Here is a 20,649-nt window from a genome sequence, read left to right as displayed (position 1 = left end):
CTAGGAGCGGTCCAGGCCGTCGAGGAGGACGTCGAGGCCGAAGCGGTGCGCGGCCCGGGCGTCGGCCGCGGCGTCCATGGCCTCGCCCGCCGCCCGCCCGACGCGGCTCGCGCGGGGGTAGCGCTCCTCGACGCCGAGGGCGGCGAGCTCGGCGCCCTCGCGCGCCCACCACTGCTCGGGCGACTCCTGCGCGCGCTCGCCCGCCGCGGCCTCGAGCGCGCGCGCCGACGACCGCACGAAGGTCAGCACGAGGGCGAGCGCCTGGTCCCGGGCCGCGTCGTCGAGGGGGAGGGGCTCGACGGCTGCGAGCTCGCGCTCGTACTTGCCGAGGGTGCCCGGGCCGAGCACGGCGCGCTCGGTCTCGACGTGGGCGAGCCACGGGTGGGCCGCGAAGAGCGCGAGGTTCTCCTCAGCCACCTGCTCGAGCATCGCGCGCGGCGACCCGGCGAGCGGGCTCCACGCCATGTCGAGCCGGCACTGGTCGACCATGAGCTCGAGCAGCGTCGCCTTGTCGTCGACGTGCCCGTAGAGCGTCATCACCCCGACCCCGAGGCGCTGCGCCACGCGCCGCAGCGACACGTCGTGCAGCCCGTGCGCGTCGGCCTCCCGGATGCCGGCGGCCACGACGTCGTCGACGCCGATCCGGGGGCGGCGTCCGGGTCGGGCGGGCTGCGGCCGCTCGTGGCGCCACAGCAGGTGGACGCTGCCCATGCACCCTCCGTCGGTCGTCGGAACAGATCCGGTATGCCGTACGTTAACGATCCGTACGCCATACGGAAACAACCCAGGAAGGTGTCCCATGACCGTCACCGTGACCGGCTCCGCCATCTCGCTCAACGTCGCCGACCCCGAGGCGTCGGCCGCCTTCCTCGTCGAGCACCTCGGCCACGCCGTCGAGATGCGAGCCGACGGCTTCGTCTCGCTGAGCCACCCGTCCGGGGGGTCGAACGTCGTGCTGCTGCGCACCGGGCTCGCCTCCTTCAAGCCGGCCGAGGTGGCGGGGCCGGCGGGATCGGGCCTGCTGCTCGCCTTCGTCGTCGAGGACCTCGACGCCGCGCACGAGCGTCTCGTGGCGGCCGGGGTGCCCGTCGTCACCCCACCGGAGACCGAGCCGTGGGGCGAGCGCTACGTGCAGTACCGCGACCCGAACGGGCTCGTCGTCCAGCTCGTCGAGTGGGTGTGATCAGCCGGGCGCCGGGTCCGTGACGCCGTCGGGCAGGCCCAGGCCGAGGTCGACCATCCGCACGAGCCGCGGCGCCAGCGCGTCGACCGCACCCGGGGGCAGGTCGCGCAGCGGGCCCTCGAGGGCGAGCATCGCCATGCCGTGCACCGCGGCCCAGGCGAGCAGCTCGGCGCCGGGTCGCTGCGCGACCGCCAGCACGCCGACCTCGACCATGTCGTCGAGCGAGTCGGCGAGCAGCTGGAAGGGCGTGCGGCCGGACCGTCCGGCGGCGTCGGCCGAGCCGGCCCGGCGCAGGTCGACCGGCACGGCGAACGCGGTGCGGAAGAGGCCGGGCTCGTCCATGGCGAAGCGGAGGTAGCCGACCCCGACGGCCCGGAACCGCGCGCGGGCCCGGGCGCGGGCGTCGCGCCGCTCGGGCACGGCGTCCATGGTCGCCGCGATGACGTCGGCCGCGCGCGCCTGGGCCCGCGAGACCACCTCCTCGAGCAGCGTGTCGCGGTCGGCGAAGTGCCGGTAGGCGGCGTTGGCCGAGACGCCGACGCGGCGCGTGGCCTCCCGGAGCACGACCTTGTCGGGGCCGCCCTCGCGCGCGAGGTCGGTGCCGGCCTCGAGCAGGGCCCGCCGCAGGTCGCCGTGGTGGTACGTCGCCCGTGCCGGCGCGCTCGGCCCGCCGGGGCTCGGCGCCCCCGCCTCGGGGCCGGGTGCTGGTGCGGACGGGGTCACGTCCCCATTCTGCTCCGGCCTCAGAAGCCGAAGCGCCGGGCCGTCGCGCGCACCGCCTCCGCCGACGCCCGGAGGCCGCCCAGCTCGGCGTCGGTCATCGGCACCTCGACCCGGTCGCCGACGCCGCCGGCGTGCACGATGGCCGGCACGGAGAGGCAGACGTCGCCGATGCCGTAGTAGTCGGTGAGCAGCGAGGAGACCGGCAGGATGCGGTGCTCGTCGTAGAGCACCGCCTCGATGATGCGCGTCGCGGCGAGCCCGATCGCGTAGTTCGTCGCGCCCTTGCCCTCGATGACGCGGTAGGCCGACTGCACGACGTCCGCGGCGATGCGCTCGCGCGCGGCCGCGTCGAGGGCGACGGCGCCGTCCGGGGTGCGCCACCGGAGCAGCGGCACCGAGCCGACCGACGCGGAGTCCCACAGCGGCAGCTCGGAGTCCCCGTGCTCGCCGACGACGTAGGCGTGCACGCTCTGGGCCGCCACCCCGATGTGCTCGGCGAGCAGGAAGCGCAGCCGTGACGAGTCGAGCACGGTGCCCGAGCCGAAGAGCCGCGCGGGTGGCAGCCCGGAGATCTGCAGGGCGGCGTAGGTCACGACGTCGACGGGGTTCGTCACCATGACGTGCACCGCGTCGGGTGCGACCTCGACGAGGCGCGGCAGGATCGAGCGCACGATGCCGATCGTCGACTCCGCGAGGTCGAGCCGTGACTGGCCCGGCTTCTGCTTGGCCCCGGCCGTGAAGACGACGACGTCGGAGTCGGCGAGCACCTCGACGTCGTCCGAGCCCTCGACGTGGGCCATCGGCACGAACTGGATGCCGTGGCTGAGGTCGAGCGCCTCCGCGCGCACCTTGGCGGTGTTGACGTCGTAGAGCGCGACGGTCTGGGCGACGCCGCGCATCAGGGCGGCATACGCGAGCGTGGCCCCCACGGCACCGGCGCCGACGATGCCGAGCTTCGTCCTACGCCGCCGGCGCGTGTCGTCCGTCAGTGCCTCCACCGTCATGGTCCCGCTCCTCGCGCGTCGCCCGGGCCGTCGCCCCCACGCTAGTGCTCCCGGGCGGGTGCGACGATGGCTTCGTGGACGCAGCACCCGCCTCCCGCGCCGCCCTCGAGGGCTACCCCGTCGACCCGCCCGCGCTGCGCCGGCCCGTCGTCTTCGACCAGGTGTGGCGCGACCTGACCTTCGTGCACTGGCCCGTCGACCCCGACGCGGTCGCGCCGTTCTTCCCGGCGGGCACCCGTCCCGACGTCTTCGCCGACGGGCGCACGTATGCCGCCCTCGTGCCCTTCGTCATGGACGGCATCCGGCTCGGGAGGGCCCCGTCGCCCCGGCTGCCGTGGCTCGGCAGCTTCCTCGAGACGAACATCCGGCTCTACTCCGTGGACGACGCGGGCCGGCACGGCGTGCTCTTCCGCTCGCTCGAGACGGAGCGCGCGCTCGTCGTGCTCGCCGCCCGTGCCGGACTCGGCATCCCCTACACGTGGGCGCGGATGCGGCTGCAGCGGGACGGTGACGTCGTGACGTACGCGAGCCGGCGCCGGGCGCCCGCGCGCGGCCTGCGCAGCCGGCTCACCGTGCGCGTCGGGGAGCGCGTCGAGCCGACGCCGCTCGAGACGTGGCTGACCGCCCGCTGGGGCGCGCACACCCGGGTGGCGGGACGCACGATCTGGGTGCCGAACGAGCACGAGCCGTGGCCGCTGCACGAGGCCGAGGTCGTCGGGCTCGACGACGACCTGCTCGGCGCGAGCGGTGTCACGGCCACCGGGCCCCGGCTGCGCGCGCTGTGGTCACCCGGTGTGTCCACCCGTTTCGGGCGGGCGTCCCGGGTGGCCTGACCTCGCAGGCGGGCGGCGGCCGTCGCCGCCCGCCGGGCGCGTCAGGCGAAGAGCTCGCGCACGCAGTCGAGGAACATCGCGCTGTGCGCGTCGACGTCGGCCCGCGTCGTGGCCGGGCTCATGAGCGCCATGTTGTGGAACGGCGTCAGCAGGATGCCCCGGTTGAGCGCGTAGAGGTGGAGGTACTGCTGCAGCTCGAAGTCGTCGGCGTCGTGGGCCTGCTGGCCGTCGTGCGAGGGCTCGAGGGAGAAGTTGTACTCCGCCCGCGCGCCGAGGCGCGTCACGTGCCACGGCGCCCCGACCTCGTCGATCCCCGCCTGCACCCCGTCGGCCCACGCGTCGGCGAGCGGCACCATGTGCTCGAAGGCGGCGGGCGTCATGACGTGCTCGAGCGTGGCCTTCATGGCCGCCATCGACAGGCCGTTCCCGGCCAGCGTGCCGCCGATGCCGCCCACGTCGATGTCCTCGAGCTCGACCGAGCGCACGATGCGGTCGGCGATGTCCTGGCTGAATCCGAAGGTGCCACAGGGGATCCCGCCGCCGATCGACTTGCCGATGACGAGCAGGTCGGGCTCGAGGCCGTGGGCGCCGGTGTAGCCGCCCGGGGCGGCGCAGATCGTGTGCGTCTCGTCGTTGACGAGGAGCGCGCCGTAGCGGGTGGCGAGCTCGCGGACGCCCTCGTTGTAGCCGGGGTCGGGCAGCACGATGCCGATGTTCGTCAGCGCGGGCTCGACGAGGATCGCCGCGACGTCGCCGTGGGCCAGGGCCCGCTCGAGCGCGTCGAGGTCGTTGAACTCGACGACCCGCGTCGTCTCCGACGTGGCGACCGGGGCGCCGATGTTGCCCGGACGGTCCACCGTGCCGCCGTCGGATCCCAGCGTCGCGAAGGCCTCGTCGACCGACCCGTGGTAGCACCAGTTGTGCACGACGACCTTGCTGCGCCCCGTCAGGTGGCGGGCGTAGCGGATCGCGTGCCGGTTGGCGTCGGTGGCGGTCAGCGTGAACTGCCAGTACGGCAGGCCGAACCGCTCGGCGAGGCCCGTCGAGACCGCGATGGCGTCCTCCGTGGGCAGCATCGTCGTGATGCCGCGGGAGAGCTGGCGGGTGACCGCCTCGACGGTGGGCGCGGGGGAGTGGCCCATCATGGCGCCGGTGTCGCCGAGGCAGAGGTCGACGTGGTCGATGCCGTCGACGCAGGTGAAGTGCGCCCCCTCGGCGTGCTCGACGAAGACCGGGTGGTCCCCGGGCCACTTGACCATCCAGCTCATCGGCACGCCGCCCGGCATGTGCTGCGCGGCCTGCTCGGCGAGGGCCCGGGATCGCGGTCGCGCCGCCGTGAAGGCCTCCCGCTCGCGCGCGTGGAGGTCGGCGAGGCGGGTGCGGTCGAGGGTGCTCATGCGGGCATCATGCCGCGTCGGACGCCTCGGCGGAAGTGGTGGAGCGGTGCCCGGTTCGCGACGGAATCCGAAGGCGTGGACTGTCGTTCCAACGAAAAGAGTCGAGCAGAACCCTTCAACGGGCACAGACTGCGGTGGCATGATCCCCGTCATGCCCCCGAGCGGATACCGCGGCCTCAGCCTCTGGCACGACACGATCGACCCCATCGAGCCGCGGGCGGCGCTCGGCACCGACCTCGACGTCGACGTGGCCGTCGTGGGCGCGGGCTACACCGGGCTGTGGACCGCCTACCACCTCGTCACGGCCGACCCGACGATCCGGGTGGCCGTCGTCGAGAAGGAGGTCGCCGGCTTCGGCGCCTCGGGTCGCAACGGGGGCTGGTGCTCGGCGCTCTTCCCGGCATCGCTGACCCGGATGGCCGCCGAGCGGGGTCGTGACGCGGCGGTGCGCATGCAGCACCGGCTGCACGACACCGTCGCCGAGGTCGGCCGGATCGCCGCCGCCGAGGGCATCGACTGCCACTTCGACCAGGGCGGCTACCTCGCGGTGGCCCGCAACCCCGCGCAGCTCGACCGGGTGCGCGCCGAGGTGGCCGAGCACCACGCGTGGGGCTTCGGCGACGAGGACCACCGCCTCCTCGACGCCCACGAGGTGACGCAGATGGCGGCCGTCAGCCAGGCCCTCGGTGGGTCGTGGACCCCGCACTGCGCGGCGATCCACCCGGCCCGCCTCGTGCGTGGCCTCGCCGACGCCGTCGAGCGGCGCGGCGTCACCGTCCTCGAGCAGACCCCGGCGGTCGAGGTCGGCAGCCGCCGCGTCGTCACCCCGCACGGCACGGTGCGCGCCGAACACGTCGTCCTCGCGACCGAGGGCTACACGCCGACCGTGCCCGGCCGCCGCCGCGCCCTCGCCCCGATCTACTCCCTCATGACCGCGACCGAGCCGCTGCCGGAGTCGACGTGGGCGCAGATCGGCCTCGAGCGACGCACGACGTTCGCCGACAACCGGCACCTGACGATCTACGGCCAGCGTACGCGCGACGGACGGATCGCTTTCGGCGGCAGGGGCGCTCCCTACCACTACGGCTCGCGCGTCGCGCCGCGCTACGACCGCGACGAGCGGGTGCACGCGAGCCTGCGGCGCATCCTCGTCGAGCTGTTCCCGATCCTCGACGGCGTGACCTTCACGCACTCCTGGGGCGGCAACCTCGGCGTGCCGCGGGACTGGTTCCCCTCGGTGCACCACGACCGGCACACCGGCCTCGGGTTCGCCGGCGGCTACGTCGGTGACGGTGTCGCCACGTCGGCGCTCGCCGGCCGCACCCTCGCCGCGATGATCCGCGACGACGACCCCGAAGAGCTCGCCGCCCTGCCGTGGGCGGGGCGCACCTCGCGGCCGTGGGAGCCCGAGCCGCTCCGCTGGCTGGGCGTCAACGCCGTGACGGCGCTCATGGGCTCGGCGGACCGCTCGGAGCGGCGCACCGGGCGCCCGTCGCGCGCCGCCTCGGCGTTCTGGTCGGCGCTCGGCCAGTAGGGCGCCGCCCCCACCGCGGCCGTATGCCGTGGGCCGGGCGGGCGGGTCAGGCCCGGTGGGCGGTGTAGACGCCGTCCGTGAGCACCGGCACGACGTCGGAGGCGTCCACCTCGGCGGCGACCGCCACGTCGTCGGCCCAGTCCTGCTCGACGAGCTCGCGCCCGCTCGCGCAGCCGGCCAGCGCCGCGCCGGCCCGGGCCTCGACCGCGCGCCAGGCCGTGCCGGCCAGCTCGGCCTCGGGGCTGAGCAGGAGCGGCCCGCCGCGGTGCTCGAGCCTCGCCGCGAGGGCGGCCACGACGGCCCCCGCGCCCCAGAGGTCCTCGACGGCGGGGCGTAGCGACCCGTCGGGCCAGCGCTCCCCGCTCGGCACCATGACGACGGTCGGCCCACCGCCCGGCCCCGGACGGGGCGTCGCGACAAGCCGGTCGGTGAGCCAGCCGACGATCCACTCGGCCACGGCCGACGCGTTGCGGAGCGAGCCGGCGACGACGTCGGCCCCGGTGCCGGCGAGCACGGCGCTCGTCGTGGCGCCGTTAGGCGAGGGCAGCACGAGGTCGCGCAGTCCCGCGGCACCGCGGATCGTCGAGGGCGACAGGCTGATGCCGCCGGTCGCGCGCCCGACGGGGCGGGGCACGGCGAGGACGGCGCCGCGCTCGGCGGCGAACGCCTCGGCCGTCGCGTCCTTCCACCGGTAGGGGTGCACGCGCACCCCGGCGTCGACCGCGACCGAGACGCACGTCGTAAAGCTGAGGACGTCGACGACGACCGCACAGACGGGTGAGCCCGACGCGACGGCATACCTCGTCAGGGCCTCGGCGCCCGCGGCGCCCCACTCGAGGCGCACGACGTGGCGGTCCTGGGAGTGCCAGCGCGGCAGGGGCGCGCCCGTCGGCTCAGCCACCCAGCGCCACCGTCCAGTAGGTCCGGTTCGCGTCGGTGGTCGCGAAGCCGACGCCGACCTGGTTGTAGGAGCAGTCGAGCAGCGTCGTGCGGGAGCGCGCGACGCCCAGCCAGGCGTGCACGACCCCCTCGGGGCCGGCGTGGTCGACAGAGACGCTGCCGCCGACCATCGGCCCGGCGTAGCCCAGGTCGCGCGCCCGCTGCAGCAGCGTGACGCCCGAGGGGCTGGTCAGGGAGAGGTAGCCGGCGTCGGCCATGTCGGCGGTGTGGAGCTGGGCCGCCCGCCGCAGCACGAGGCTGGGCGAGAGCGGCGCGCACCCCTCCCGCCGGCGCTCGGCGTCCACGAGCGCGACGACCTCGCGACCCATCGCGAGGCGGATCGCCGCCAGGTCGGTCCACGCCGCGCCCCGCTGCTCCAGCTCGTCGAGCTCGCCCGCGTCGCGCAGCTGCCCGAGGCGCACGACGCCCGGACTCCCGTCGGCGGCCACGGTCCGGGAGACGCGGCCGGGCGGCCCGATGCGCAGGTCGGAGGCCGACCAGAGGATCGCGACACCGCCCACGACGAGCAGGACCGATGCGGTGATAGTCAGCACGACCGCGCGCAACGACCCCGTGGTGCCCACCTCCGCATGCCGTCCCATGTGCGCCTCCGTCGACCTCGCGTGCGTACCCTACGCGCCCGCCGGGCGGGCGTCGTCGAGTGCGCGCACGAGTCGCGCGGGGGCCGTGAGGCGGTACGACGCGTCGACGAGCTCGCCCACCTCCTGCCAGTCCAGCTCGTCGGGCGCACCGCACGCCCGCAGGTCGAGCCCGACCCACCCCGAGGGCCCGACGTAGGCGGGGTCGAAGAAGCGGTCGTCGCCCAGCAGGGCCGGCCGCTCGGCGGCGTCGGGCAGCACGAGCACCGACTGCCGGTACGGCTCGGGGTCGTGGTCACCCCTGACGACACCGCCGTAGGTGAGGAACACCTTCGTCGTGAAGAACGTCGGGCGGCCGTGCGACACCTTCTCGTCGGCGCCGGGGAGGGCGAGGCAGATCGCGCGGACGCGGGCGAGGTAGGGGTCGCCGTCGTCGAACATGATCGGGTGGGCCATGCCCACCACGGTAGGGCTCAGGCGCTGCAGGCGCCCCCGCAGCCGCCGGCGCCGCAGCCCCCGCCGCAGCCACCGCCCGCCGCGACCGGCTCGGGCACCTCGTGGCGCGTCTCCCACGCCGTCCGGAGGGCCTGCGTGAAGACCTCGGGCGGCTGGGCGCCGGAGACGCCGTACTTGCGGTCGAGGACGAAGAAGGGCACCGACTCGATGCCGAGCATCTTGGCCGTCGCCTCGTCGCTGCGCACGTGGTTGCCGTAGTCGTCCGACTCGAGCATCGCGCGCACCGCGTCGGGGTCGAGGCCGATCTCCCCGGCGAGCCCGACGAGCACCTCGCGGTCGCCGACCGCGAGCCCGTCGGTGAAGTAGGCCCGCATGAGGCGCTCGTGCGCCGCGTCGGCGAGGCCGTGCTCGGCGGCGAGGTGGACGACCCGGTGCGCGTCGAAGGTGTTGCCGTAGCGGGCCTGCTCCCAGTTGAAGGCGAGACCCAGCTCGGCGGCGGCGTCGGCCATCGAGCGGTGCTGCGCGACGGCCTGCTCGCGGCTCGTGCCGTACTTGCGCGCCACGAGGTCGACGAGCGGCAGGTCCGACACGGGCTGGGCGCCCCGGTCGAGCTCGAAGCTGTGCCAGGTCACCTCGACCTCGTCGGCGTGCTCGAACGTCGCGAGGGCGGCCTCGAGCCGGCGCTTGCCGAGGTAGCAGAACGGGCACACGATGTCGGACCAGATGTCGATCTTCACGGTCGTGCAACCTACCGGCCCCCGCCGGTTGTTCCCGCCCCTCCACCGTCGAAAGGCCACTTCTGGTGGGTCCTCCACCGTCGAAAGGCCATTTCTGGTGGGTGCGTCGCCGTCGAGAGGCCACTCCTGGTGGGACGAAGCGTGGCCCTTCGTCGGGCAGGAGGGACGAAGAGTGGCCTCTCGACGTGCGGAGACCCGCGAAGAGTGGCCTCTCGACGGTCAGGGGCGGGGGGTGACGCGCTGCACGATCGCGGTCGCCACCTCGGCGTCGCGGGTCTCCGGGAGCCAGTGCCCGGCGTCGAGCTCGACGAAGGCGTAGTCGGCGACCACGTGCTCGCGGGTCAGCTCGGCCGCGGTGCGCCCGAGGAAGGCGTCGCGCGAGCCCCACACGTAGGTGGCCGGCACCTCGACGCGGTGCGCCCCGACGTGCGAGCGGCCGGCCGCGCGGTACCAGTTGATCGGCCCCGTGAGCGCGTCCGCGTGGGCCAGCCGGGCGGCATACCTGCTGCGCTCGGGGTCGGGCAGTCCCGAGCGGGCCATCAGGGTGCTGAAGGTCGCGGCCACGACGTGCTCGGGGATCCGCGGCACCTGGAACGCGGCCATGTACCAGGACTTGCGCTTCTGCTCGAGGCCCCGGCGCCACGCCCGCGACATCGCGGCGGGGTGGGGCGTCGACAGGACGGTGAGCGAGGCGAGGCGGTCGGGGTGGTTGGCCGCGACGAGCCACGCGAGGGCGCCGCCCCAGTCGTGACCGACGAGGTGCACGCGCTCGCGGCCGGTGGCGTCGACCAGGGCCAGCACGTCGGCGACGAGCTCCTCGAGGCGGTAGGCGTCACGGCCGGCCGGGCGCGCGGCGGGGGAGTAGCCGCGCTGGTCGAACGCGAGCGTGCGCAGCCCCGCGGCGTGCAGCCGCTCGGCCACCCGGTCCCAGCTGGTGCGGTCGGTCGGGAAGCCGTGCAGGAGCACGACGACCTCGCCGTCGGCCGGGCCGGCGTCGGTCACCTCGAAGTGCAGTCCGTCGCGGGTGAAGGTCGCGATGCGCTCGTCGTCAGCAGGCATGACCCCATCCTGCCCCCCCGACCCTCCCACCCGGCCTGCGCGGTCAGGGTCGTCACCCAGGGGAGGTGCCGGAGGCGGCGGGGGCCGCCCGCGACCTACGGTGGTGCCATGCCCGACGAGACCGCGGCGCCAGACGCGACCGTCGCGCGCCGGCCCCGGCGGCCGTGGTGGCACCTCTCGCGCACCGGGCTGCTCTTCGGCGCCGCCTACTTCCTCACCTCGATGTCGCCGAGCCTGCTGCCGCGCACGTGGTACTACCAGGGCCTCATCAGCGGGTTGTGCGCCGTGGCGGGCTACGCGCTGGGCGTCGTCGTCGCGTGGGTCGTGCGCACCGTGGCGCGGTGGATCGGGCTGCGCGTCACCGTGAGCGAGCAGGCGCGGCACGTGCTGCTCGTCGCGGCGCCGGTGCTCGGGGCGGTGGCGGTGCTCGGGCTCACCGTCGCGAACGTGCGCTCGCAGGCCCGCACCGCGGCGGTCGTGGGGCTCGCCCCCCTCGACCCGCTCGACTGGGCCCTCGCCCTCGTGCTGGCCACCGTCGTCGCCGTGCTCTTCCTCTCGGTCGCGCGCGGGCTGCGGAGCGCCACCCACGGCATCGCCGAGGCGGCAGGGCACGTCGTGCCGCAGACGATCGCGACCGTCATCGCCGTCGTCGTCGTCGCCATCGCCGCGGCGTGGGTCACCGACAGCGTCCTCCTCCACCGCGGCATGCAGGCGTTCGCGGGCATCGCCGCCCAGGTCAACTCCAGCTCGCCGAGCGGCCGCACCGCCCCGACGTCGCCGCTGCGCTCGGGCGGCCCCGGCTCGCTCGAGCCCTACGACAGCCTCGGCTTCCAGGGACAGATGTTCGTCACGAGCGCCCCGACAGCGGCCGAGATCTCGTCCGCCACGGGGAAGTCCGCGGACGAGCCGATCCGGGTGTATGCCGGACGCACCGACGACCGCAGCGTCGCCGACGTCGCCGACGCCGTCGTGCGCGAGCTCCTGCGCACGCGGGCGTTCGACCGGCGGGTGCTCGCCGTCATCACGACCACCGGCACCGGATGGGTGGACGATTGGTCGGTGCAGTCGATCGAGTACCTCAGCGACGGCGACAGCGCGGTCGCCGCGATGCAGTACTCCTACCTGCCGAGCGCCATGTCGATCATGACCGACCGCGACACCCCCCGGGAGGCCGGCCGCGCGCTCTTCGAGAAGGTGTATGCCGTGTGGCGGACGCTGCCCGAGGGCTCGCGCCCGCGCCTCGTCGTCGGGGGCGAGTCGCTGGGGTCCTACGGCGGGCAGGCCGCGTTCACCGACGCCGCCGACATGCTCGCCCGGGCGCAGGGCGGGGTGTGGGTCGGGACCCCGAGCTTCACCGACATCGCGGCGGAGCTCACCGCGCAGCGCACCGAGGGCTCGCCCGAGATCGTGCCGGTCGTCGACGACGGCCTGCACGTGCGGTTCGCGGCGAACGGCGACCAGCTGACGCACGACTACTACGGGCGCGACTACGGCGCCTGGGACTTCCCGCGGTTCGTGTACGCCCAGCACCCCTCCGACCCCGTCGTCTGGTGGAACCCCGCCCTCCTCGGCGCCGAGCCGGACTGGCTGCGCGAGCCGCGCGGCCGTGACGTCAACCCCGACGTCACGTGGATCCCCTTCGTGACGTTCTGGCAGCTGACGACCGACATGGCGGTCGGCCACGACCCGCCCGACGGCTACGGCCACCGCTACGGTGCGGAGCTCGTGCCGGCGTGGGGCTCGGTGCTCGGCGGCTCGCCGACCGACGACTACAGCCGCATCACGGCCGGCATCGAGGAGACCGTCAACCGCGTCGAGTGAGCCGAGCGCCTAGGCTCGGGACCGTGCCAGCTCAACGCTTCCGCGGCCACATCGCCGGTGTCGGCTCCACCTCGGGTGTCCGTGTCGTCATCGGGTCGTGGCACACCACGCCCCTCGGCGCGTTCGGCGACGCCATGGTCGAGACGGCCCACGGGCACCGCGTGCTGCTCGCGCCCACGCCCGAGGTGGCCTCGTTCATCGAGTCGACGTATGCCTTCGACGAGGTGCGCATCGAGCCGATCACCGTGACGAGCGGGCCGCGACGGTGGCACGTCGGGTCGCCGTCGCTCGAGCTCGACCTCGAGGTCGGGCCCCGGCTGCCGCTCGGGCGCCTCCTGCGCGCCGTGCCGCGGCGCCTCGCCGCCAGCCCGGCCTGGGCGACCGTCGTCGACCCGGTCGCCCGGGTGGTCATGAAGGGCGTGCGCACGCGGGGCACCGCGCTCGCCGGGCGCCGGGAGTACTACGGCGCCACCGACCTGCACGCCGTGACCGCGCTGGAGGGCCGCTTCGAGGGCAGGCCCCTCGGCGCCCTGACGCGGGTCGAACCGGCCTGCCGCTTCGGCTTCTCGTCGACCCCGGCCACGCCATCGGTGACCTCGGTCGTGACGACGGTCGTCACCCGGGTCGAGCCCGGCGCGTAGGCGCGCCGGCTCAGGCGGTGCGGCCGCCGAAGCGGGCGAGGAGGTGCCACACGCGCTTGAGCGCCTGCTCGTCGTGGCGCCCCTCGCGCGACGCCGCGCCGATCACCGGTGGGGTGAGCACGCCGTCGACGGCGAGCGCCTCGCCGAGCGCGACGAACTCGGGGCCGCGGTAGTCCGGATGGGCCCGCAGGGTCTCGACCTCGAGACGGAAGCCCCGGTGCCACTCGACGGGGACGCCCAGACGCCGCGCGTCGGCCTCGACGTCGGTGCCGCGGTATGCCGGGTCGAGCACGAGCGCTTCGACGTCCCGGGCCAGGTCGACGAGGCCGTGCACGTGCGCCTCGACGTAGTCGTCGAGCAGGTCGGCTGCGGGGTCGTGCGCCGCCGCCACCACGTCCGCGAGGCCGAACGCCGCTGCGGTGCCGAACTGCTCGGGCTCGAAGACGCTGTCGGGGAAGCAGAACGTCGTGCGCTCCAGCGTGGCCGCCCCCAGCCGCACGTGGGCCGAGCCGAAGCGGGGCGCGGCGCCGTAGCCGCACCGGCGCAGGTCGAGGCCGCCGTACATCGGGCGCAGCGCGGCCTCCGCCACGTCGTAGGCGCCGCCGAAGATCCGGCTCTCCCACCGCCACCGGTCGCCACCGGGGTGCGCGGTGAGCCCTCCGTTGCTCGTGCCGGTCTCGAACTGGGAGCGGTAGCAGCCGTCGCGCCCCATGGCCGCGAGGATCGGCTCGCCCCGCACGAGGCGGTCGGGGTGGAAGTTGAGCGTCACCCGCGCGCTCGGCTCGAGGGCCGGGCCGGCCGAGAGTCGGCGCACGTGCGCGAGCGCCCGCCGGACGGCATCCGGCTGCGTCGTCACGTCGTCGTCACCGCCCGGGGCTCAGCTCGAGAAGAAGAGGCCGGCCATGCCCTTCTTGCGGTACTGCTTGCCACCCCGGCTGCCCCACTGCGGGCCGCCGTACTGCTGGGGCGGCGGCTGGGCGGTGAAGCGGCTCTCGAGCTGGCTCAGGTGCTCGAACTCGCCGAAGTCGAGGAAGATGCCGCGGCACTGGTCGCACTGCTCGACGTGCACGCCGTTGCGGTCGTAGGTGCGCATCGTGCCGCGGCACTTGGGGCAGACGAAGCCCTGCGGCTGGTAGGCCGCGCCGGTCGAGTCCTGGTGGGGGAACGGGGGTGGCTGCTGGCTCATGGGCCCATCCTCACATCCGCGAGCAGGCCGCCACCAGAGCATCGGCTGGGAGCGCGCTGTGAGCGGGCTGGGCGGCGCCGCGCCCCGGGTCGTCCTCGGCGCCACCCTCGGGGCCGGCCACCGCCCGGACGGCGGCCACGAAGACGGCGCACCGCGCCGGCAGGTCCAGCCGCGGCCACGGGTCCTCGCCGGGCGTGACCGCGCGGCCGCCCGCGTCGGCGTAGGCGCCGAGGAAGCGGTCCCAGTCCTCGTCGGCGAGCAGCCCGGCCGCCCAGTAGCCGGCCGGGCGGGCGAGGTCCCAGGCGGGGTCGCCGAGGCCGAGGTCGTCCGGGTCGAGCAGGCGCAGCCCTGCACCCGTGCGGGCGAGGTTGCCGAGGTGGAAGTCGCCGTGCACGACGGTCCGGGGCGCCTGCCCGACGGGCGCGGCCGGCCCGAGCGCCAGCTCGTCGAGGAGCCGGTCGCCGAGCCCGCGCAGCAGCACGGCGGCGGCCCCGCCACCCGATCGACCGATCCTGGCGCGGGCCCGGGCGAGACGGGCCGGCCAGCCGTGGTCGGGCAGCGGGAGCGAGCCCGGGCGGTCGGTCGCCGTGACGGGCACCGACCAGCCGTGCAGGTCGGCGAGCAGCCGACCTGCCTCGGCCCAGGGCTGCTCGCCGTCGTCCGGGGCGAGCACCTCCACCCGCGGCCACGCGCTCGTGAGCCGTCCGTCGGCGGCGCGCGCCGGCACGTCGTGCAGCGGCTGCACCCAGACCGCGGCCGCCTCGGCACCGCGCGCGACGACGGCGAGGCGCTCGGCCAGCAGGGCGGCATCCGTCCTCGGGTGGTGCAGCTTGGTGACGGTGTCGCCGACGACGACGACCTCGGCGCCCGAGTGGGTCGTCGCGGAAGGCATGCACCGATTGTCGCGCCCGGTTCACATGGAGAGGGGGTAGGACTGGGGCATGGGCCGCATGATCGACGTTCCCGAGCACGACCTCACCGCCTACCGCGCCGACCCGGCGGGCGAGCCGCGCGGTGCCGTCGTCGTCATCCAGGAGATCTGGGGGCTGGTCGACCACGTCAAGGACGTCGCCGACCGCTTCGCCGCGCAGGGCTACCTCGCCGTCGCGCCCGACCTGCTCGGTCACGTCGGGCTCACGCCGGAGGTGGGCGCGCGCATCTTCGAGCTCATGTCGAGCGCGTCGGAGGGGGACCGGCTGGCCGCGCAGCCGCAGCTGCGGGAGGCGACGACGCCCGCCCGCCAGCCGGAGTTCGCCGCGTGGGCGGTGCCGGCGCTGCGTGCCGTCGTGGACGGCGTCGTCGACGAGCCGGGCGTGCGCGGCCGGGTCGGGGTCGTCGGCTTCTGCTTCGGGGGCACGTATGCGTTCGCCCTCGCGGCCGCCGACCCGCGCCTCCGGGCAGCCCTGCCGTTCTACGGCAGCTTCCCCGAGTCCGCCGACCCCGCGACGATCGCGTGCCCCGTGCTCGCCTTCTACGGCGAGGACGACCACGGCATCACCGACGCCGTGCCCGACCTCGAGTCGCGCATGGAGCAGGCCGGCGTCGACTTCTCGGCGCGGGTCTACCACGGCGTCGGGCACGCCTTCTTCAACGACACCTCTCCGGTGCGCTACAACGCCGTGGTGGCGGCCGACGCGTGGGAGCGCACGCTCGCGTTCCTCGACGCCCACCTCGGGTCATGAGCGAGCGGGCCGACGCGCCGGCCCTCGTCCTGGGGCCGATGCTGCGCCACGTCGGCGAGACGGACGCGACGGTCTGGGTCGAGACGGCCGCCGCCGTCGTCGTCACCGTCGAGGCCGACGGCCGTCGCTGGTCGGCGCCGACCTTCCGCGTGCACGGGCACCACTACGCGCTCGTGGTCGTCGACGGGCTCGCCCCCGGGTGCGACCTGCCGTATGCCGTGTCGGTCGACGGCGCAGCTGCGTGGCCGTCGCCGGCCAGTCCGTTCCCCGCACCGCGCATCCGCACCATCGACCGTGACCGGCCCACGCGCCTGCTCTTCGGCTCGTGCCGCACGAGCGTGCCGCACGACCGGGAGGGCCACGCGAGCAACGGTGTCGACGCGCTGCGCACCCTGGCGCTCGCGCTCGCCCGCGGCGAGGAGGAGTGGCCCGACCTCGTGGCCTTCCTCGGCGACCAGGTGTACGCCGACGAGACCTCGGAGGCGATGCGGGAGTTCATCGCGACGCGCCGTGACCTCGCCGAGCCGCCGGGGGAGGAGATCAAGGACTTCGAGGAGTACGCCCACCTCTACTGGCTCGCCTGGAACGACGACGCCAACCGGTGGCTGCTCTCGACCGTGCCGAGCTGCATGGTCTTCGACGACCACGACATCCGCGACGACTGGAACACGTCGTGGACGTGGCACGAGCGGATCAACCGGACCCCGTGGTGGCACGAGCGGCTGATGGGCGGGCTGTCGTCGTACTGGGTCTACCAGCACATCGGCAACCTGTCGCCGGCGCAGCTCGCCGACGACGAGGTCTACGCGGAAGTCATTGCCGCGCAAGCTGGTTCGCGCGGCGCGGATGGTTCGCGGGGGATGGAGGCGGAGCTCGACCTGACGGACGCCGTCTTCGACCTCGCCCGGCGCACCGACCGGCACCCCGAGGCCTACCGCTGGAGCTACCGCCGCGACCTCGGTGACTGCCGGCTCGTCGTCGTCGACTCGCGGGCGGCGCGCGTGCTCGAGCCCGAGCACCGCTCGATGCTCGACCCCGCGGAGCTGCAGTGGCTCGACGAGCAGCTGACGGGAGACGTGGACCACCTGCTCATCGGCACCTCGCTGCCCTTCCTGCTGCCCCCGGGCCTGCACGACCTCGAGGCCATCGACGAGGTGCTCGCGAGCGGCACGCACGGACCGCTCGTGGCCCGGGCGGCCGAGAAGGCGCGGCAGTCCATCGACCTCGAGCACTGGGCCGCCTTCAACGACGGCTTCGTCGAGGTGTTCGACATGGTGCTCGACGTCGCGAGCGGTCGGCGCGGGGCGGCCCCGGCCACGGTGACGTTCCTCTCCGGCGACGTGCACAACTCCTACGTCGCCGAGGTCGTCGACGCGCGGGAGCGCCACGGCGCCCGGTCGCGGATCGTGCAGGCCGTGTGCTCGCCCATCCGCAACCCCATGCCGCGCGGCGTGCGCGTCATGATGTCGGCGTTCGCCCGCAGCCTCGTGCGGCCGATGCACGCCGTGGCCGCGCGCTCGCGGCGCGTGCCCGAGCCGCCGTGCTCGTGGGAGGTGACCGACGGGCCGTGGTTCGACAACTGCCTCGCCGAGCTGACCGTCCAGGGGCCCGACCTGTCGATCGTCTGGCGCGGCGGCGAGATCCGCGACGGGGACGACGCCCACCCGGTGCTGACGACCGTGGCGACGGTGCGTCTGCCAGGGACTCGCTGACGGCTCTCAGCCGCCGGCCGGGCGAAGGCGGGTGCTGTCGCGAAGGACGACGGTCGCCTCGAAGCTCGACGCGCCCGGCGGCCGGCCGGCCGAGGTGAGGGCCAGCTCCGCTGCCGCCCGGCCCATCCCCAGCAGGTCGAGGTGAACGGTGGTGAGGGACGGGGTCGTGTCGCGCAGGGTCTTGATGTCGTCGAAGCCGGCCACGGCGACGTCGTCGGGAACCCGGACGCCGAGGTCGCGGCAGGCTGCCAGGACCCCGAGCGCCATCACGTCGGAGACGGCGAGGATGCACAGGGGCGAGCGGCGGTCGCCGAGGCCCGATCGAAGCAGCTCGGACGCTGCCGCATACGCCCCGTCGCGGGTGAAGTCGGTCGTGAGGCGCGGTTCGAGCACCACGTCCTCGTCAGCCGTGTGGCGCCGGGCCTCGGCCTCGAACGCATCGGCGCGGTCGGTCGAGGTGCGCAGCCACCGGGGTCCCGCGACCACGACGAAGCGACGGTGGCCCTCCCTGACGAGGGCCTCGACCAGGGCCCGGGCGCCCCTTCGGTTCTCGGGCACGACGGCCGAGAAACCGGGGAGCGGTTGGCCGATGAGCGCCACTCGTCCGCCGTTCTGCTCGTAGGCCGCGCAGAGGGTGGACAGGCGCTCGGTGGCCGAGGCCGGGCTGTTGCGTCGCGATCCGGCCAGCACGATGGCCTCAGTGCGGTGGGCGGCGAAGGACTCGACCGCGGCGCACTCGAGGTCGGGGTCGCGGTTGGTGGCCGCGAGCAGCGTCTGCTTGCCCAGCGACTGGGCCGTCGCCTGGACCCCTGCGGCGATCGTCGCGAAGTAGGGGTCGTCGATGTCGTGCACGACGAGCCCGACGAGGGCCGTCGTGGCCCGGGCGAGGGCCTGGGCCTGGGCGTTCGGCACGTAGCCGAGCTCCGCTGCGGCGGTTCGCACGCGTTCGGTGATGTCCTCGCGCGGGTGCCGACTCGACCGGTTGAGCACCCGCGACGCCGTCGCCAGGGACACCCCCGCCCGAACCGCCACTTGTTGCAGCGTCACTGCCACGTCACTCGACCTCCTTGTCGTCGTTGGGAATCTAGGGCATCCATGTGGACCGTTGACAGTGCCCGGCTCGGTGCCTACAGTACCGGAAAGCGCTTTCCGACGCAGTGCGAGCGGTCGGCGCCGACGAGAGAGGACAAGGATGTCTCCCCACGCCGCGGTCGATGAGCGACCCCGGGTCGCCGCACCCGCTCCGGCCCCTCGGGCCGACAACTCCGTGATCCGCGCCGTGATCGGGTCCTGGCGCCCCGTCGCCTTCGCGCTCGTCGCGTTCGTGGCCTGGTGGGCCACGACGACGACCGGACTGCTGCCGCCCTACCTCGTGCCCTCGCCCGGCGAGACGTGGTCGGCCTTCGCCGACAACCTCGGCTACTTCGCGTCGAACACGTGGGTCACCGTGGTCGAGACGGTCATCGGGTTCGCCATCGCGGTGGTCGTCGGCGAGGCCGTCGCCGTGGCGATGGTCTACTCGCCGAGCCTCGAGCGGACGATCTACCCCGTCGTCCTCTTCGCCCAGGTCATCCCCAAGATCGCGATCGCGCCGCTCTTCGTCGTGTGGCTGGGTTTCGGGATGGGCCCGAAGATCATCGTCGCCGTGCTCATGGCCTTCTTCCCCATCGTCATCTCCGGGCTGGCGGGCCTTCGCGACGTCGATCCCGAGGTGTTGGAGCTGACCTCCACCATGGGTGCGGGGCGGGCGCGGGTCTTCCGCAAGATCCGCTTCCCGGCGTCGCTCCCTCAGCTCTTCTCGGGCCTCAAGGTCGCCGCGACCCTCGCCGTGACCGGCGCCGTGGTCGGTGAGTTCGTCGGCGCGAACTCGGGCCTGGGCTACGTCATCCTCCAGGCGAACGGGAACGTCGACACCGCAAGCCTTTTCGTCGCCCTCATCCTCATGTCGATCGTGGGCGTGCTCATGTTCGCCGCGATCCAGCTCGTCGAACGCCTCGTCATCCCGTGGCACGCGTCCCAGCGCGGCCTCGGCAGCTCGACCGTCCAGCTCTAGCCGAGCCCCGGGCAACAGTTCCCGGGCCCAGCGAACAGGAGAAGTCCCATGCAGCTCACCCGACGACGTGCGGTGGTCCTCGCCGCCGCGACCGCAACGACCCTCGCCCTCGGGGCCTGCGGCAGCTCAGGCACCGACGCCGCAGCGCCCGCCTCCGGTGGCGGCACCGACGTCACGCTGATGCTCAACTGGTATCCCTACGGTGAGCACGCGCCCTTCTACCTCGGCGTCGAGCAGGGCATCTTCGCCAAGCACGGCATCAACCTCACCATCAAGGCGGGGCAGGGGTCGACGAAGACCGTCCAGGCCGTCGGCGGCGACCAGGTCGACTTCGGTTGGGCGGACACCCCGGCCGTGTTGTCCAACGTCGACAAGGGCGTCAAGGTCAAGAGCCTCGGCGTCTTCCTCCAGACCACTCCGTCGGCCGTGCAGGTCTTCGCCGACAGTGGGATCAGCTCGCCCGCCGACCTCAAGGGGCGCACCATCGCGGTCTCGGCGGGCGATGCGCCGACGACGACGTTCCCGATCTACCTCGAGAAGGCGGGCCTGGCGCCGAACGACGTCAAGCAGCAGAACCTCGACGCCGCCGGCAAGATCGCCGCCGTGATCAGCGGTCGGGTCGACGGACTCATCGGTTTCGCCCATGACCAGGGACCCACCATCGCGGCCAAGAGCGGCAAGGAGATGCGCTACCTGCGCTACTCCGACGTGGGGCTGAACTTCTACAGCAACGGCCTCATCGCCTCGGACGCGACGATCGGCTCCAGGGGCGAGCTGGCGAAGGCGATGGTGGCTGCGACCAGCGAGTCCTTCGCCGCCGCCGAGAAGAACCCGGACGCGGCCGTGGCGGCCATGGCCGGCAAGGATCCGCAGATGCCGAAGAAGGACGTCCTGCTGGACCAGTGGAAGCAGACGACCCAGCTGCTGCACACGAAGAACACGGAGGGACAGGCGCCCGGCGTCGACGCCGACGCGGACTGGGACGCGACGATCGAGGTGCTTGCCTCGGCCGGGCTGCTCGGCTCGGCCAAGGAGCGCTCCACGTACTACGACAGCTCCTTCCAGCCGGCGGGGGAGTGACGACCGTGTC

At 74.2% G+C, this 20,649-nt stretch carries 22 protein-coding genes; 9 read left to right on the top strand and 13 right to left on the bottom strand.

From position 1 onward, the window contains the following. Complete coding sequence (locus ABT295_RS10695; protein ID WP_352394331.1) at window positions 1-711, bottom strand: TetR/AcrR family transcriptional regulator; 711 nt, start codon at window positions 709-711, stop codon at window positions 1-3. A gap of 88 nt (window positions 712-799) precedes the next feature. Between ABT295_RS10695 and ABT295_RS10690 the strand changes: the two genes are divergently transcribed. Continuing rightward, window positions 800-1,183, top strand: coding sequence for a VOC family protein (locus ABT295_RS10690; protein WP_352394330.1), 384 nt, complete (start codon window positions 800-802; stop codon window positions 1,181-1,183). Here the strand turns inward: ABT295_RS10690 and ABT295_RS10685 are convergent, their stop codons facing one another. Both ABT295_RS10685 and ABT295_RS10680 read right to left on the bottom strand, forming a co-directional pair. Next, window positions 1,184-1,906, bottom strand: coding sequence for a TetR/AcrR family transcriptional regulator (locus tag ABT295_RS10685; RefSeq protein WP_352394329.1), 723 nt, complete (start codon window positions 1,904-1,906; stop codon window positions 1,184-1,186). Window positions 1,907-1,926: 20 nt separating this feature from the next. Then, window positions 1,927-2,910: an L-lactate dehydrogenase gene (locus ABT295_RS10680; protein WP_352394328.1), complete on the bottom strand. Its 984-nt coding sequence runs from the start codon at window positions 2,908-2,910 to the stop codon at window positions 1,927-1,929. 74 nt (window positions 2,911-2,984) lie between these two features. Between ABT295_RS10680 and ABT295_RS10675 the strand changes: the two genes are divergently transcribed. Further along, window positions 2,985-3,743, top strand: a complete 759-nt coding sequence (locus tag ABT295_RS10675) for a YqjF family protein (RefSeq protein ID WP_352394327.1) — start codon at window positions 2,985-2,987, stop codon at window positions 3,741-3,743. A gap of 41 nt (window positions 3,744-3,784) precedes the next feature. Here ABT295_RS10675 and ABT295_RS10670 read toward each other — a convergent pair whose 3' ends face one another. Beyond that, window positions 3,785-5,140 (bottom strand): aspartate aminotransferase family protein, encoded by a 1,356-nt coding sequence (locus ABT295_RS10670; protein ID WP_352394326.1) that lies wholly within the window; start codon window positions 5,138-5,140, stop codon window positions 3,785-3,787. Between the two features lie 151 nt (window positions 5,141-5,291). On the opposite strand from ABT295_RS10670, the gene ABT295_RS10665 reads away from it, so the two are divergent. Then, complete coding sequence (locus tag ABT295_RS10665) at window positions 5,292-6,674, top strand: NAD(P)/FAD-dependent oxidoreductase (protein WP_352394325.1); 1,383 nt, start codon at window positions 5,292-5,294, stop codon at window positions 6,672-6,674. 46 nt (window positions 6,675-6,720) lie between these two features. Here the strand turns inward: ABT295_RS10665 and ABT295_RS10660 are convergent, their stop codons facing one another. The 5 genes from ABT295_RS10660 to ABT295_RS10640 all read right to left on the bottom strand — a co-directional run bounded on the left by ABT295_RS10660 (window position 6,721) and on the right by ABT295_RS10640 (window position 10,464). Next, complete coding sequence (locus tag ABT295_RS10660) at window positions 6,721-7,575, bottom strand: 2-phosphosulfolactate phosphatase (protein ID WP_352394324.1); 855 nt, start codon at window positions 7,573-7,575, stop codon at window positions 6,721-6,723. Next, entirely contained in the window at window positions 7,568-8,215 is a 648-nt protein-coding gene (locus ABT295_RS10655) for a CAP domain-containing protein (RefSeq protein ID WP_352394323.1), read from the bottom strand. The genes ABT295_RS10660 and ABT295_RS10655 overlap by 8 nt, the downstream gene beginning before the upstream one ends. 30 nt (window positions 8,216-8,245) lie before the next feature. Next, window positions 8,246-8,668: an MmcQ/YjbR family DNA-binding protein gene (locus ABT295_RS10650; RefSeq protein WP_352394322.1), complete on the bottom strand. Its 423-nt coding sequence runs from the start codon at window positions 8,666-8,668 to the stop codon at window positions 8,246-8,248. A 17-nt stretch (window positions 8,669-8,685) separates the two neighbouring features. Next, a complete protein-coding gene (locus ABT295_RS10645; RefSeq protein WP_352394321.1) occupies window positions 8,686-9,405 on the bottom strand; it encodes a DsbA family oxidoreductase in 720 nt (239 codons plus the stop codon). Between the two features lie 219 nt (window positions 9,406-9,624). Further along, the gene (locus ABT295_RS10640) at window positions 9,625-10,464 is read right to left on the bottom strand and encodes an alpha/beta fold hydrolase (RefSeq protein ID WP_352394320.1); all 840 of its coding nucleotides are present in this window, start codon (window positions 10,462-10,464) and stop codon (window positions 9,625-9,627) included. Window positions 10,465-10,572: 108 nt separating this feature from the next. On the opposite strand from ABT295_RS10640, the gene ABT295_RS10635 reads away from it, so the two are divergent. Then, the gene (locus ABT295_RS10635) at window positions 10,573-12,285 is read left to right on the top strand and encodes an alpha/beta hydrolase (RefSeq protein ID WP_352394319.1); all 1,713 of its coding nucleotides are present in this window, start codon (window positions 10,573-10,575) and stop codon (window positions 12,283-12,285) included. 23 nt (window positions 12,286-12,308) lie between these two features. Continuing rightward, on the top strand, window positions 12,309-12,926 hold the full coding sequence (locus tag ABT295_RS10630) for a hypothetical protein (protein WP_352394318.1): 618 nt from the start codon (window positions 12,309-12,311) through the stop codon (window positions 12,924-12,926). A 10-nt stretch (window positions 12,927-12,936) separates the two neighbouring features. On the opposite strand, the gene ABT295_RS10625 is transcribed toward ABT295_RS10630, so the two are convergent. Genes ABT295_RS10625 through ABT295_RS10615 form a run of 3 tightly spaced genes read right to left on the bottom strand, consistent with a single transcriptional unit; the run spans window position 12,937 to window position 15,004 of the window. Then, window positions 12,937-13,782, bottom strand: a complete 846-nt coding sequence (locus ABT295_RS10625) for a DUF3626 domain-containing protein (RefSeq protein WP_352394317.1) — start codon at window positions 13,780-13,782, stop codon at window positions 12,937-12,939. 21 nt (window positions 13,783-13,803) lie between these two features. After that, a complete protein-coding gene (locus ABT295_RS10620) occupies window positions 13,804-14,112 on the bottom strand; it encodes a TFIIB-type zinc ribbon-containing protein (RefSeq protein WP_352394316.1) in 309 nt (102 codons plus the stop codon). A gap of 10 nt (window positions 14,113-14,122) precedes the next feature. After that, the gene (locus ABT295_RS10615; protein ID WP_352394315.1) at window positions 14,123-15,004 is read right to left on the bottom strand and encodes a phosphotransferase family protein; all 882 of its coding nucleotides are present in this window, start codon (window positions 15,002-15,004) and stop codon (window positions 14,123-14,125) included. Window positions 15,005-15,053: 49 nt separating this feature from the next. On the opposite strand from ABT295_RS10615, the gene ABT295_RS10610 reads away from it, so the two are divergent. Next, complete coding sequence (locus ABT295_RS10610; protein WP_352394314.1) at window positions 15,054-15,794, top strand: dienelactone hydrolase family protein; 741 nt, start codon at window positions 15,054-15,056, stop codon at window positions 15,792-15,794. Then, complete coding sequence (locus ABT295_RS10605; RefSeq protein WP_352394313.1) at window positions 15,791-17,506, top strand: alkaline phosphatase D family protein; 1,716 nt, start codon at window positions 15,791-15,793, stop codon at window positions 17,504-17,506. The genes ABT295_RS10610 and ABT295_RS10605 overlap by 4 nt, the downstream gene beginning before the upstream one ends. Window positions 17,507-17,512: 6 nt before the next feature. On the opposite strand, the gene ABT295_RS10600 is transcribed toward ABT295_RS10605, so the two are convergent. Continuing rightward, a complete protein-coding gene (locus ABT295_RS10600; protein ID WP_352394312.1) occupies window positions 17,513-18,538 on the bottom strand; it encodes a LacI family DNA-binding transcriptional regulator in 1,026 nt (341 codons plus the stop codon). 235 nt (window positions 18,539-18,773) lie between these two features. Here ABT295_RS10600 and ABT295_RS10595 point away from each other — a divergent pair, with 235 nt between their 5' ends. Together ABT295_RS10595 and ABT295_RS10590 are read left to right on the top strand one after the other, a co-directional pair. After that, window positions 18,774-19,559, top strand: a complete 786-nt coding sequence (locus tag ABT295_RS10595; RefSeq protein ID WP_352394311.1) for an ABC transporter permease — start codon at window positions 18,774-18,776, stop codon at window positions 19,557-19,559. A gap of 48 nt (window positions 19,560-19,607) precedes the next feature. Beyond that, window positions 19,608-20,639 (top strand): ABC transporter substrate-binding protein, encoded by a 1,032-nt coding sequence (locus ABT295_RS10590; protein WP_352394310.1) that lies wholly within the window; start codon window positions 19,608-19,610, stop codon window positions 20,637-20,639. Window positions 20,640-20,649: the final 10 nt, after the last annotated feature.

Source organism: Terrabacter sp. NPDC000476 (genome assembly GCF_040300125.1).
In the GTDB taxonomy this organism is placed as follows: Bacteria; Actinomycetota; Actinomycetes; order Actinomycetales; family Dermatophilaceae; genus Terrabacter.
The sequence above is the reverse complement of the archived record's forward strand: the minus strand, read 5'-3'. Positions and strand labels throughout refer to the sequence as shown.

Excerpts from the sequence above, each read along its gene's own strand:
- ABT295_RS10615 (WP_352394315.1), bottom strand. The coding sequence starts at position 15,004 with ATGCCTTCCGCGACGACCCACTCGGGCGCCGAGGTCGTCGTCGTCGGC.
- ABT295_RS10670 (WP_352394326.1), bottom strand. The coding sequence starts at position 5,140 with ATGAGCACCCTCGACCGCACCCGCCTCGCCGACCTCCACGCGCGCGAG.
- ABT295_RS10610 (WP_352394314.1), top strand. The coding sequence starts at position 15,054 with ATGGGCCGCATGATCGACGTTCCCGAGCACGACCTCACCGCCTACCGC.
- ABT295_RS10590 (WP_352394310.1), top strand. The coding sequence starts at position 19,608 with ATGCAGCTCACCCGACGACGTGCGGTGGTCCTCGCCGCCGCGACCGCA.
- ABT295_RS10605 (WP_352394313.1), top strand. The coding sequence starts at position 15,791 with ATGAGCGAGCGGGCCGACGCGCCGGCCCTCGTCCTGGGGCCGATGCTG.
- ABT295_RS10620 (WP_352394316.1), bottom strand. The coding sequence starts at position 14,112 with ATGAGCCAGCAGCCACCCCCGTTCCCCCACCAGGACTCGACCGGCGCG.
- ABT295_RS10655 (WP_352394323.1), bottom strand. The coding sequence starts at position 8,215 with ATGGGACGGCATGCGGAGGTGGGCACCACGGGGTCGTTGCGCGCGGTC.
- ABT295_RS10635 (WP_352394319.1), top strand. The coding sequence starts at position 10,573 with ATGCCCGACGAGACCGCGGCGCCAGACGCGACCGTCGCGCGCCGGCCC.
- ABT295_RS10690 (WP_352394330.1), top strand. The coding sequence starts at position 800 with ATGACCGTCACCGTGACCGGCTCCGCCATCTCGCTCAACGTCGCCGAC.
- ABT295_RS10650 (WP_352394322.1), bottom strand. The coding sequence starts at position 8,668 with ATGGCCCACCCGATCATGTTCGACGACGGCGACCCCTACCTCGCCCGC.
- ABT295_RS10695 (WP_352394331.1), bottom strand. The coding sequence starts at position 711 with ATGGGCAGCGTCCACCTGCTGTGGCGCCACGAGCGGCCGCAGCCCGCC.
- ABT295_RS10680 (WP_352394328.1), bottom strand. The coding sequence starts at position 2,910 with ATGACGGTGGAGGCACTGACGGACGACACGCGCCGGCGGCGTAGGACG.
- ABT295_RS10640 (WP_352394320.1), bottom strand. The coding sequence starts at position 10,464 with ATGCCTGCTGACGACGAGCGCATCGCGACCTTCACCCGCGACGGACTG.
- ABT295_RS10665 (WP_352394325.1), top strand. The coding sequence starts at position 5,292 with ATGCCCCCGAGCGGATACCGCGGCCTCAGCCTCTGGCACGACACGATC.